At 70.8% G+C, this 12,550-nt stretch carries 9 protein-coding genes; 1 reads left to right on the plus strand and 8 read right to left on the minus strand.

The genetic code is table 11. The features are described from left to right. The 8 genes from QM572_RS11620 to glmU all read right to left on the minus strand — a co-directional run. Nucleotides 1-2,381, minus strand: a 2,381-nt coding sequence (locus QM572_RS11620) for a hypothetical protein (protein ID WP_415093227.1), incomplete at its 3' end; no start/stop codon positions are given. After that, nucleotides 2,381-4,078, minus strand: a complete 1,698-nt coding sequence (pstS, locus tag QM572_RS11625) for a phosphate ABC transporter substrate-binding protein PstS (RefSeq protein WP_415093229.1) — start codon at nucleotides 4,076-4,078, stop codon at nucleotides 2,381-2,383. The genes QM572_RS11620 and pstS, both read right to left, overlap by 1 nt. A gap of 103 nt (nucleotides 4,079-4,181) precedes the next feature. Continuing rightward, complete coding sequence (gene pstA / locus QM572_RS11630; RefSeq protein WP_415093231.1) at nucleotides 4,182-5,300, minus strand: phosphate ABC transporter permease PstA; 1,119 nt, start codon at nucleotides 5,298-5,300, stop codon at nucleotides 4,182-4,184. Beyond that, complete coding sequence (gene pstC, locus QM572_RS11635; RefSeq protein ID WP_415093233.1) at nucleotides 5,297-6,301, minus strand: phosphate ABC transporter permease subunit PstC; 1,005 nt, start codon at nucleotides 6,299-6,301, stop codon at nucleotides 5,297-5,299. The genes pstA and pstC overlap by 4 nt, the downstream gene beginning before the upstream one ends. A gap of 194 nt (nucleotides 6,302-6,495) precedes the next feature. Continuing rightward, the gene (gene pth / locus QM572_RS11640; protein WP_415093235.1) at nucleotides 6,496-7,077 is read right to left on the minus strand and encodes an aminoacyl-tRNA hydrolase; all 582 of its coding nucleotides are present in this window, start codon (nucleotides 7,075-7,077) and stop codon (nucleotides 6,496-6,498) included. A 23-nt stretch (nucleotides 7,078-7,100) separates the two neighbouring features. Beyond that, entirely contained in the window at nucleotides 7,101-7,778 is a 678-nt protein-coding gene (locus QM572_RS11645; RefSeq protein WP_415093237.1) for a 50S ribosomal protein L25/general stress protein Ctc, read from the minus strand. A gap of 360 nt (nucleotides 7,779-8,138) precedes the next feature. Next, nucleotides 8,139-9,119, minus strand: coding sequence for a ribose-phosphate diphosphokinase (locus tag QM572_RS11650; protein ID WP_415093239.1), 981 nt, complete (start codon nucleotides 9,117-9,119; stop codon nucleotides 8,139-8,141). Between the two features lie 39 nt (nucleotides 9,120-9,158). Beyond that, nucleotides 9,159-10,580, minus strand: a complete 1,422-nt coding sequence (gene glmU / locus QM572_RS11655; RefSeq protein WP_415093241.1) for a bifunctional UDP-N-acetylglucosamine diphosphorylase/glucosamine-1-phosphate N-acetyltransferase GlmU — start codon at nucleotides 10,578-10,580, stop codon at nucleotides 9,159-9,161. A 106-nt stretch (nucleotides 10,581-10,686) separates the two neighbouring features. Here glmU and QM572_RS11660 point away from each other — a divergent pair, with 106 nt between their 5' ends. Then, nucleotides 10,687-12,423, plus strand: a complete 1,737-nt coding sequence (locus QM572_RS11660) for a putative bifunctional diguanylate cyclase/phosphodiesterase (protein WP_415093243.1) — start codon at nucleotides 10,687-10,689, stop codon at nucleotides 12,421-12,423. Nucleotides 12,424-12,550: the final 127 nt, after the last annotated feature.

A 12,550-nucleotide genomic window follows, 5' to 3' on the forward strand; every position in this document is an offset into this window, starting at 1 on the left:
GCCGCCGGCGTCGTGGCGGCCGCGGCGGACGCCGAGGCGCTCGCGGAGGCCGACGCCTTCGTCGTCGTGGCCTTCTTGTGCGAGTCGCACGCGGGGCTCGCGACCTCCGCGCGGAGCTCGGCGGCCACGCTCAGGTCGGCGGCCTTGTCCGTGTCGTCCAGCGGCGCGTAGCCGAGCGGCAGCTCGCCGAGCTTCTGTCCCGACGACTGACCGGACGTGCCGACGTACTCGAGGTAGGAGGCGTACGCCTTGAGGTCGCTGAGGCTCGCGGTGCAGACGTTGACCACGGCGTAGGTCTGGAGCGTGAGCGGGTAGCCGCCCTCGACCGACTTGAGCGCGTTCATCGTCGTGACGCCGGCGACGTCGCTGTCCACGCGGGCCGCGAGCTGGGCCGTCATCGCCGAGATCGTCGGGGAGACGCCGTCGCCGGTGTCGTTGACGTCGTCCACCAGCGAGGCGACCGGCAGGCCGTAGAGGCTGGCGGCCTGGGAGGTCGTGATCGCCAGCTCGAACCGGCTGCCGGGCAGCTGCGCGGCGCCCCCGGTGTACTGGGCGGGCACCTTGGTGACGTCCCAGAAGGTCTTGCCGCCCGCGGTCGCGGTCACGGTGCGCTTGGCGCCGTCGGTGTAGTCCGAGGAGTAGGGGCGCATGTCGATCGTGCCGTACCCCGGCGCCGGGGCGTCCCCGGTCTGGAACTGCGACGGGTCGGCCTTCGGGAAGGACGCGAGGGTGGTGTCGGTGTCCAGGTCGAGGTCGAGGTAGGCGGGGTTGATCGTCATGCCCCACGGGTCGGCCTTGCCCGCGAGGAACTTGCGCGCCGCCGAGTCCGAGCGCAGCCAGGACCAGACCGCCTTGGCGGCGTCGCTGTCACCGAACGGCACGATCAGCCCGTCCGGCCCGGAGGTGTTGTAGAAGTACGCGAAGTTCGGGTTGAGCGCCAGGAACTCGGGGTCGTTCCGCAGGCTCAGCGGGTTGGTCGAGGCGACCTCCGAGTTGGCTCCGTCGCCGGGCGTGTCGGCCCGATAGGACTGGGTGAGCAGCTTTGCGACCAGGCGGGGAGTGAGCCGCAGGTCGGTCACCAGCGTGCCGTTGGAGCCGAGGTCCGGATTGGCCGAGCTCGAGGTGTAGGCCTTGTCGATCAGGTAGCTGACCACGATGGCCGAGGTGGTCACCGGCGCGTACGCCAGCGTCGCCCCGTTCACGGAGTCGGGGTCGACCGGCTCGGTGACGTAGTCCAGGGTCGCGCCGCCGCTCACGCTCGAGGTGATCGCGCTACGGGCCTGGCCGTCGCTCACCTTCGAGAACCCGAACGTCAGCCCCTTGGCGCACATGGACGACTTCCACGACAGCGCCGCGTCCCGGGCGAGCTCCGAGCCGGAGGTCGGGATCTCGGTCGCGCCGAGCTTGCAGTTGCCGCCGACCGCCGAGAAGCCGAGCTTGACCTGGATCCGGTCCTGCCAGACCGAGGCCGTGAGCGGCGACCCGGCGACGTAGGAGTAGTTCTGCGGCAGCGAGTCGTCGTGCTCGGAGGCCTTCCGGCCGTTCGGGTTGTACTCGCCGCGCGGCACCACGACCAGCCAGCAGGACTTCCCCTGCGCGGCGTACGTCGCGTCGCCGCAGCCGAGGTAGGGAGCCGACAGCGCGCTCTGCAGGCTGACGATCGCCCGGCCGGTGCCGTCGGCGCCAGTCCGCGCGTAGGTGACCTCGTTGGACTGCGCGGCGTTGAACGGCGGCAGGTTGTACTGGTCGTTGGTCCAGGTCAGGCTCGTCTTGCCGGGATCCTCGATCGACCAGAACGGGACCGTGTTGGTCGCCTCGTTGCCGAACTGGCCGTGGAGGTAGTCCGCGCCGAGATCCTGCTTGGGGTCGGCCTCGTCGCCGGTCATCAGGTCCCGGGTCGAGGCGTAGGAGCCGGTCTGGCTCGCCACGGAGCTGCTCGGGGTGCCCCACTGGCACTGCTGCGGGGTGGGACCGGTGTCGGAGGAGGCCCAGCACTGCATGATCTGCAGGTAGTTGCTCGCCGCGCCGCCTGCGGAGGTCGCCTTGCCGCCCGTCCACGAGACCAGCAGGCCTTGGTCGGTGAGGTCCGCGGTCTGCGAGACGGTGACCGCCAGGTCCTTGAACAGCGGCTGGTTCGGGTCGGAGGCGTCGAGCGTGGTGTCGTCGACGTAGTCGGGGTCGAGCGCCTTCCGGCCGTCGGTCCAGGCCACCGTGACGGCGCTGCTCGTGGTCGCCGTGTCCGCCGTCATCACGCTCACCGAGCTCACCGACGACACCGCCAGGGCGGCCGCGAAGGCGCCGGCGCCGAGATCGAGGACCAGTGCCGTCGCGGCGGCGACGCGCAGCCGCCGCGACCGCAGGAACCAGGGAGTGCCGGCCATCAGGAGCGCTTCCGCCTGGCCGAGAGCACCACCGCCGGTGGAGCCAGGATCAGCAGCATCAGCGCGGCGATCATCAGCCACACGGCCCACTTCGAGACGCCCGCACCCTGGCTGGCGGCGACCTCGATGGGCGTCGCGGCCAGCTCGGTGCACTGCCCGGTGTCCTGGTCGCAGGACGTCTTGCCGTCGGGGTTGAGGATCGTCGTCAGGCCCCCGGTCGTGCCGCCCGCCACGCTCTGGTCGCCGACCGCGGCGGGGTCGGCGACGGCGCCCGGGTCGGTGCTCGCCGTGCCGTCCGTCGTGGTCCCGGTCCCGCCGGACGAGGTGCCCGACGTCGTACTGCTGCCGGAGGAGGACGACTTCGTGGTGCCCGACTTCGTGGAGCCGGACGCCGAGTAGAGCGTGCCGTAGACGCAGGTCGCCGCGGCGTCGGACTTGTCGCACAGGTCCGGGTAGGGGGCGGTCTTGGCGAGGGTGTTGGTGCCGTCGCTGGAGAACGTCGGGTTGCCGGTGCAGGAGGAGATGCTGATCGTGGCCGAGGCGCCGGGGATGAGCTTGACCTGGTCGAGACCCGCCTGGACGAGGTTCTTCGGCAGCGGTGAGTAGCCGAGCGCCTTCATCGCCTGCTGACCCTGGCAGAGCGCGTAGTTGATGAAGCTGCTGAGCGTCTTGCCCTTCTCGGTCGTGAACCCGCTCTGCGCGGCCGTGGGCACCACGAAGTAGGAGTAGGACGAGACCGGGTAGCTGCGCGGGTCGGTGTAGGCGAAGACGCCGTCGAGCTGCTGGGTGAGGTAGTTCTTCAGGTCGCCCTTGTTGGTGTTGATCGTCGCCTTCTGCAGCGCGACCGCGACGTTCTCGGCCGTCGGGAGCACGTAGAAGCCGGCCTTGTTGAGCACCTTGGCCACGGGGAAGTTGCTCTGCAGGGCGTAGGAGTACTCGACGTAGCCGATGCTGCCCGCGTTGCTCGCCTGCGCTACGAAGCCCGCGACGCCGTTGTCACCGGACTTCGCCTGGTGGACCGTCGGGCTGTACGACGAGCACTTGGTGAAGAACGAGAGCTGGCCGCACGTCCACACGCTGGGGAACTGCTTCTCCATCCACAGCGTGAGCTGGGCGGTCGAGCCCGAGCCGTCGGAGCGGACCACGGGGGTGATCTTCAGCGGAGGGAGCGCGACGCCGGGGTTCTGCGCGGTGATCTTCGCGTCGTTCCACTTGGTGATCTTGCCGGCGAAGATCGCCGCGATCACGTCGCCCGACAGCTTGAGGTTGGTGAACCGCTTGCCGTTGACGGTGAGGTTGTACATGAACGCGGTGCCGCCGGCGACGTCCGGGATGTAGGCGAAGGCGCGGCCGGGCGGGTCCGGGCTGGTGTCCTGGACGCCGTACGGGATGTCGCTGGCGGCGAAGTCGTCGCTGCCGCCCGACGCGAAGCCGGTCAGGCCCGCGACCGAGCCGGTCGCGGCGAAGTTGACCCGCATGCTCTGGGAGACCGCGGCCCGCCAGGTGTCGATCGCGTTGCCGGCCCACGAGGAGCCCTCGCCGGTGATCGGGGTGAGGCTGCCGTCGGCGCTGGCGGGACCCGTGCCGAGCAGGAGGAGGCCCGCCGTCGCCAGGGCGGCGAGGGCGGCGGTGAGTCGGTTAGCCCGGATCCGCCGATTCTCGCCGTAGCGAGCGCCACCGGACGGGTGTCCCGGCAAGGCGGAGCGCCGAAGGCGGTCCGGAGGACCGTCGAGGTGCGACAACGCAGCCGGGGCGCACGGACGGGGGCGCGCAGCAGGCGCAGAATCGGTGGATCCGGGGTTAGGCACGGTAGCTCCTGCGAGAGCCCAGGATGCGGGCGGCGACGAAGAGGACGAGGACGAGCACCATGAGGACGACGGCGGTCCCGAAGCCGCGCTCGATCATGGTGCGTTGCGGCGCCTTGACCATCTGGAAGACCACCAGCGGCAAGGAGACCATCGGTCCCGAGAAGGGGTTGGCGTTGAGCGAGGCCGTGTAGCCCGCGGTGAGCAGCACCGGCGAGGTCTCGCCGATGCCGCGGGCGGTGGCCAGGATGATCGCGGTCGTGAGCCCCGAGCGCGAGGTCGGCAGCACGACGTGGAGCACCGTCTTGAGCTGCCCGGCGCCGAGGCCGTAGCTGGCCTCCTTGAGGGTGCTCGGCACGAGCCGGAAGACGACGTCGGCCGCCCGGATCATGATCGGCAGCATCATCACGGTGATGGCCAGACCGGCGGCGAAGCCGGACTTGTCGAGGCCGAGGAAGAGGACGTACGTCGCGTAGACGAACAGGCCGGCGACGATGGACGGCAGCGCGGTCATCGCCTCGACGATGGTGCGGACGAAGCGCGCGAACGGGCCCGGCACCTCGCTCAGGAAGAGCGCCGTGGTGATACCCAGCGGGATCGTGATCGCCAGCGCGATCGTGATCTGGATGAGGGTGCCGACCATGGCGTGGACGACGCCGCCGTTGGTGAGCGGGTCGAGCGGGCCGGTCACCGTCATGTCCTCGGTGAACATGTTGAGGTGCAGGATCGACCGGAATCCGCGCCCGACGGTGTAGATCAGCACCGAGGCCAGCGCGCCGACGAGCAGGAAGGCGCCGGACTGGACGAGTACGGCGACGACCCGGTCGACCACGATCGGGCCGGTCTCGTCGAGGGAGACCAGCAGGGCGTAGATGCCCAGGAAGAGCACGTAGCCGACGACCACGAACGCGAGCGCGCCGTGCATCGGCGCGATCTGCGTGGCGATGAGCGTGGTCAGGGCGACCGCGGCCGCGAGGGCGCCCAGCACGGTGAGGAGATCGGCGATGCGCAGACCGGAGGTGAACCGGCGTACCTCCGGCTGCTCGGGCTGCGGAGGGGGCGCGTCCGCCGCCTGCTCGGCCGCCACGCGGGACTCGGCGACCTGCGCGCTCAACTGCTCGCTCCCGACCGCGAGCGGGCCACCACGGAGGAGGCCGCGAAGTTGATCACCAGCGTGAGGAGGAAGAGCGCCAGCCCGGCCGCCATCAGCGCCGACAGGCCGAAGGCGTTGGCCTCGGCGAAGTCGAGCGCGATCAGGGAGGAGACCGAGATCGCGCCGCTCTGGAGGATGTGCGGCTGGATGGTGAAGACCGGCGAGATGATCATGTAGACCGCGATGGTCTCGCCGAGGGCACGGCCGAGGCCGAGCATCGTGCCGCCGATCATGCCGCCCTTGCCGAAGGGCAGCACCACGGTGCGGATGACGCCCCACTTGGTCGCGCCGAGCGCGAAGGCGCCCTCGCGCTCGCCGCCCGGGACCTGGGAGAAGACCTCGCGCATGATCGAGGTGACGACGGGCGTGATCATCATGCCGACGACCAGGCCGGCGATGAGCGTCGAGGCGGTGAAGATCGTCGTGGAGGGCAGCGGGTCGTCGGCGCTGACGCCGTCGACCTTGAAGAGCGGGAACCAGCCGAAGTGCCGGGAGATCCAGGCCGAGACCGGCGCGACCTTCGCCTGGAGGAAGAAGAAGCCCCACAGGCCGTAGACGACCGACGGGATGGCCGCCATGAGGTCGATCACCGAGACCAGCGCCTTGCGCATCGGCTCCGGGGCGTACTGCGTGATGTAGAGCGAGGTCGCCGTCGACAGCGGGAACGCGACGCAGACCGCCACGCCCGCGATGAGGATCGTGCCGGTGAGGACCGCCGCGACACCGAAGTTGCCGCCGTCGGGATCCCACGCCTGGGTGGTGAGGAAGGAGAAGCCGGACTCCTTGAGGGCGTGCGACGCCCGCACGGTCAGGAACAGGCCGACGAGCAGCATGATCCCCAGGACCGTGCATCCGCTTGCCGTCGCCACGCCCCGGAAGACCCGGTCCGGTGTGTCCCGGACGAGGGTGATCCTGCGCGGCCTGTCCTCGGTGGCGATCACGTCGTCCACGTCAACTGCCACTCCCACAGCGCGCAAGAGTGGAGAGACCGGGCGACTCACTCTCCCCTAGGAGGTGGACGCACGGTGAACAGCGACGAGCGTGGGCATGACGAAATCGGCGCCCGCGGTATGAGGCGAGCGGGCCGCGCCCCCCTCACCCGTTCCGTGTCGAGGAATCCGCGAGCCCGGGACGAGATCCGGGCTCGAACACGCTCTCAGGAGTTGAAGCGCGACTGGGTGCGCTCGAGGCCCTCGCTGACGAGGGACTCGACGGCGTCGGCGGCGGTGTCGACCTGGAAGGGCAGGACCTTCCGCTCGGCCGCGCTGTAGTCCTTGAGGACGAACTCGGCGACGTCCTGGCGACCGGGCGGGCGGCCGATGCCGACCCGGACGCGGTAGAAGTCGCCCGTGCCGAGGCTGGCGCGGATCGACTTGAGCCCGTTGTGGCCGTTGTCCCCGCCGCCGAGCTTCACCCGGAGGGTGTCGAACTCGATGTCGAGCTCGTCGTGGATCACGACGATGCGCTCGGGCGGGATCTTGTAGAAGGCGGCGGTGGCCTTGACCGGGCCGCCGGTCTCGTTCATGTAGCTCTTCGGCCGGCAGAGGACGAGTCGAGGGGCGCCCGGGACGAGGCGGCCCTCGACGATGTCGGAGCGCCCGGCCTTGAGGCTCTTGAAGGAGCCCCGCAGCCGGGTGGCCAGCTCGTCGTTGACGAGGTAGCCGATGTTGTGACGATTTCCGGCGTACGCCGGCCCGGGGTTGCCCAGGCCGACGACGAGCCAGGCCTCGTCACTCATGGGTGATCTGGATGGGGATCAGGTCACTCGGCGTCGGAGGCGGCGGCCTCGTCGCCGGCCTCCTCGGCAGCGGCCTCAGCGGCGTCCGCGTCCGACTCCTCGTGGACGATGCCGGCCTCGGCCTCGGCGGCCTCGAGGTCGGCCTCGACCTGCTCGGCGGTCGGGGCGGCGGCCACGTTGACGACCTGGACCTCGGCGTCGTCGACGAGCGTCACGCCGCTGGGCAGCGTGACCTCGCCGGCGGTGATGATGGTGCCGGCCACGACGCCCTCGACGGAGACCTCGAGGGACTCGGGCACGTGGGTGGCCTCGGCCTCGACGGCGACCTCGTTGCGCTCGAGGGTCACGATCGTGTCGGCGGCGGCGTCGCCGACCGTGGTCACGGGAACGCTGACGGTGACCTTCTCGCCCGCCTTCACGGCGACGAAGTCGATGTGCTCGATCACCCGGCGGATGTGGTCGACCTGGACCTGCTTGGTCAGGGCCAGCTGGGTCTTGCCCTCGATGGTGAGCTCGAGGAGCGCGTTCTGGCCGTGGTGGCGCAGCGCCATCATGGTCTCGTGGCCCGGGAGGGTCACGTGGGTGGCCTCGGAGCCGTGGCCGTAGATGACGGCGGGGATCTTGTGCTCGCGGCGGATGCGGCGGGCCGCGCCCTTGCCGAACTCGGTGCGCGGCTCGGCGGTGATCTTCTCGCTGGACATGGGTGTCTCCTCGTCGGTGATGCTGTCGTCGTACGCGCCGCCAGGGCCGAGAGACGACAAACGCCGCGCAGGACCCGGCGCGGCGCATCAGAGCAGATCTGCCCAGCTGCCAGCCCAGTCGATCACGGAGTCAGTCCTCCCTCGCCAAAGCGACCCGACGATCTTAGGCGGCCGCCCTCGCCCCGCGCCAATCCGCGGCCGCAGCCGACGCCGCTCACCGCCCACGCCCCCGCGCCCGATCCCCACAAATGCACGATCTCGTACGGCGTGTCCCGCCCGGCCCCGGGGTGTCGTCGTGCCAATGCACGATCCCGGCCCCAGCCCAGCGCGCCGGCCGAGGGCCCGTCCGGGGAGCGGACGTCAGGCGTGGCCGTCGAACATGGAGGTCACGGAGCCGTCGGTGAAGACCTCGCTGATCGCGCGGGCGATGAGGGGGCCGACCGAGAGGGTCGTGAGCTTGTCGAACTGCTTCTCCTCCCCGATGGGGAGGGTGTTGGTCACGATGATCTCGACGGCGGGGCTGTTCTTGAGCCGGTCGACGGCGGGGTCGGAGAGGATCGCGTGGGTGGCGCAGATGATGACGCCCTCGGCGCCGTCCTTGATCAGCGCCTCGGCGGCCTTCACGATCGTGCCGCCGGTGTCGATCATGTCGTCGGTCAGGACGCAGATCTTGCCCTTGACCTCGCCGACGACCCGATTGGCGACGACCTCGTTGGCGACGTCGGTGCGGCGGGTCTTGTGGATGAAGGCGAGTGGGACGCCGCCGAGGCGGGCGGCCCACTTCTCGGCGACCTTGATCCGCCCGGCGTCGGGCGAGACCACGGCGAGATCGGCCGAGCCGTACTTCTCCTTGATGTAGTCGGTCAGCACCGGCAGCGCGAAGAGGTGGTCGACGGGGCCGTCGAAGAAGCCCTGGAGCTGGTCGGCGTGCAGGTCCACGGTGATGATCCGGTCGGCGCCGGCGGTCTTGAACATGTCGGCCACGAGGCGGGCCGAGATCGGCTCACGGCCGCGGTGCTTCTTGTCCTGGCGGGAGTAGCCCCAGAACGGCATCACGACGGTGATCCGCTTGGCCGAGGCGCGCTTGAGCGCGTCGACCATGATCAGGTGCTCCATGATCCAGTTGTTGATCGGCGCCGTGTGACTCTGGATGACGAAGGCGTCGCACCCGCGCACGGACTCCTCGTAGCGCACGTAGGTCTCGCCGTTGGCGAAGTCGAAGATGTTGCTCGGCACCAGCTCGGTGTCGAGGATGTCCGCGACCTCCTCGGCGAGCTCGGGGTAGGCCCGGCCGCTGAAGACCATCAGGTGCTTCTCGGTGGTCTTCTTGACGTCGGTCACGCGGGACTCCTCGGGAGCGGCTACGAGTTGGCAGCGATCCTACTGATCCCCTGCGGCGTCGGCGGCATCGGCCTGAGCCGTCCCCGGCCGCTTGGCCCGCGCCCAGCCCTCGATGATCCGCAGCGGGCCTGCCGAGACGGCCAGGGCGCCCGCCGGCACGTCCTCCCGTACGACGGCGCCCCCGCCGGTCGAGGCGCCGTCCCCGATCGACACCGGAGCGACGAAGGTGTTGTTGGAGCCGGTCCGGGCGTGCCGGCCGACGGTCGTGCGGTGCTTGGCGATGCCGTCGTAGTTGGCGAAGATCGTGCCGGCGCCGATGTTGGTGCCCTCGCCGATCTCGGCGTCGCCGACGTAGGAGAGATGCGGGACCTTGGCGCGGTCGCCGATCACGGCGTTCTTCGTCTCCACGAAGCCGCCGATCTTCCCGCCGGCCCCGAGCACGGTCCCCGGGCGGAGGTAGGAGAAGGGTCCGACGTCCGCGCCCGCGCCGATGACGGCCAGGTTGGCGTGCACCCGCACGAGGTGAGCGCCCGCGCCCACCTCGGTGTCGGTCAGGGTCGAGTCCGGCCCGATCACGGCGTCGGCATCGACCTTGGTGGCGCCGTGGAGCTGGACGCCCGGGAGCAGCGTCACGTCGGCGGTCAGCTCGACGTCGGCGTCGATCCACGTCGTCAGCGGGTCGACGACCGTCACGCCCTCGCGCATCCAGGACTCGACGATGCGGGCGTTGAGCAGCCGGCCGAGCGCGGCCAGCTGGACCCGGTCGTTGGCGCCCTCGATCTCGGCGCTGTCCTCGACGACGACGGCGCCGACGGCGAGGCCGTCCGCGACGGCGAGCCCGACCGCGTCGGTCAGGTAGTACTCCCCCGACGCGTTGCCGTTGCCGATCCGGGCGACGGCCTCGGCGAGGAACGGGGCGGAGAAGGCGTAGATGCCCGAGTTCACCTCGGTGATGGCACGCTGCTCGGGCGTGGCGTCCTTCTCCTCGACGATCGCCTCGACCGACCCGGTGGCCGAGCGCACGACCCGGCCGTATCCCTCCGGCGAGGACACGATGCCGGTCAGCACCGTCACCGCACGGTCCGCGGCCTCGTGGGCGGCCACCAGCGCGGCCAGGGTCGAGGTCTGGAGCAGGGGCGTGTCGCCGTACGCGACGAGGACGGTGCCGGAGGCGACGGGCGAGGCCGACAGCGCGACGGCCACCGCGTGACCGGTGCCCAGCTGCTCCTCCTGCACGGCGAGGACCGCGTCCTCCATCAGCGAGCTGACGTGCGGACCCACCACCTCGCGCTGGTGTCCGACGACCGTCACGACCCGGGCAGGCCCCAGCCCGCGGACGGCGGCGAGCACGTGGCCGATCATCGACCGGCCCGCGACCGGGTGGAGGACCTTGGGGGTCCGCGACCTCATCCGGGTGCCGCCGCCGGCGGCCAGGACCACGACGGTCAGCTCGTTCGTCACGCGGCCGATTGTAGGCTGCGCCCATTGCCGGAACTCGGTCCCGCAGGACGCAGCCTGCCCCCATGATGAGCACGAGAAGGGCAGGATCGAAGGGGGAGGGTCGCCGATGACGGGAGCGCTGTCGCGTCGCTCGCTGTTGTACGTCGACCTGCTGCGCTCCTGGCGAGAGGCGCCGTCGGTCGGCGGCATCCGCGCCCTGCAGGCCACCACGGGCGGCTTCTACCTCACCGGCGGGATCATCGCGCTGGTGGGCGCGCTCACTCTGATGGGCGGCCACGTCGACCGGCCGCCGATCGCGGGGCTCGGCGCGTTCGCCGCCATGGTCGGGATCGGCATCATCGCCTTCGGGCAGCTGATGCCGCGCTGGGGCTATCACCTGGCGGTCGCGATCGGGACGCTGCTGATCAGCGCCATCGTGATCTTCGCGGGCGGCGGGCCGGCCTCACTCGCGCTGGCGACCATCTACTCGTTCGTCCTCATCGACTCGATCTTCCTCTTCGCGCTCCGCGAGGGGATTCTCCAGATCGCCTTCTGCGCGCTCGCATGCGGCGTGTCGCTGCACACCGCCGGCAACTCCATCGGCGACATCACGGTGATCGTGTCGGTCGGCCTGGTCATCGGCGTCGTCGTCGGCTGGCTGGCCCGCATCGCGAACAGCGCAGAGGAGGACGCGCTCACCGGCCTGCTCAACCGCCGCGGCTTCGAGCGGCGGCTGGAGGAGGAGCTCGCCCGGTTCCACCGCACCGGCGCGCACCTGTCGGTCGTCGTCTTCGACCTCGACGACTTCAAGGGGATCAACGACGCCGGCGGCCACGCCCGGGGGGACCGGGTGCTCGTCGCCGGCGCCCGGGCGTGGGAGGTCGCGGCGCCGGACGGCTCCGCGCTCGCCCGCTACGGCGGTGACGAGTTCGCGCTGCTGCTGCCCGGATGGCCGCTGGGCCGCGCGGCGGATCTCGCCGACCGGATCCGGTCCGTGGCGCCGTACGGCGTCCGCGTCTCGGCCGGGGTGGCGGCCGCACAGCCGGGCGACTCGGGATCGGTGCTCGTCAGCCGCGCCGACGTGGCGCTCTATGGCGCCAAGACCGGGGGCCGTGACCAGACGATCGTGCACGGGGACCCGGAGCGCTCGGCGAGCGAGCTCGAGACGGCCATCGCGCGGGGCCAGATGGCGCTCTACCTGCAGCCGATCGTGCAGCTCTCCACCGACGAGGTGGTCGGGCACGAGGCGCTGGTGCGGTGGCGGCACCCGACGAAGGGCACCGTCTCGCCCCTGGACTTCGTCCCGGAGGCCGAGCGCACCGGCGCCATCCACTCGCTCGGTCGCTGGGTGCTCGAGGAGGCCGCCCGGGTGACGATGGCGGCGCCCGGGCCGCGCCGCAGCGTGGGCGTCAACATCTCCGTCCACGAGCTGCGGACCGACGACTACGTCGACCGGATGGCGGAGCTGCTCGCCCGCCTGAGCATGCCCGGCGACACCATCGTCGCCGAGGTGACCGAGAGCGTCTTCGACGACGGCGACCCACGGATCCTCGCCAACCTGCGCGGGCTGCGCGAGCTGGGCGTGATCGTGGCGGTCGACGACTTCGGCTCCGGCTACTCCTCCCTCGGCCGGATCGAGCAGCTGCCCATCGACCTGATCAAGGTCGACGGGTCGCTGGTCACGAGCATCCGCGACGACAGCTACGACGCGCCGATCCTCGAGGCCATCGCCACGATGGGACGCAGCCTCGGGGTCCGGCTCCTCGCCGAGCGGGTCGAGACGGTGCACCAGGCGGCGGTGCTCAGGCGGCTGGGCTACGACCTCGCGCAGGGCTACCTGTTCGGCCGTCCGTTCCCGAGCTGAGCCTCGCTCACCTCTTCACCTTCACGGCAGAGCTGGTGGCAACCGTCGTCGGATAGCCCACACGGGTCGCGGTCACCCGCACCGACAGCCTCTTCCCACCATCCTTCCTCGTCGGCCTGTACACCAC

This window comes from Nocardioides sp. (genome assembly GCF_047607365.1).
Lineage (GTDB): Bacteria > Actinomycetota > Actinomycetes > Propionibacteriales > Nocardioidaceae > Nocardioides.

What these genes read in the sequence shown, in the direction of transcription:
- QM572_RS11660 (WP_415093243.1), top strand. Translation starts at nt 10,687, where the DNA reads ATGACGGGAGCGCTGTCGCGTCGCTCGCTGTTGTACGTCGACCTGCTG.
- pth (WP_415093235.1), bottom strand. Translation starts at nt 7,077, where the DNA reads ATGAGTGACGAGGCCTGGCTCGTCGTCGGCCTGGGCAACCCCGGGCCG.
- QM572_RS11645 (WP_415093237.1), bottom strand. Translation starts at nt 7,778, where the DNA reads ATGTCCAGCGAGAAGATCACCGCCGAGCCGCGCACCGAGTTCGGCAAG.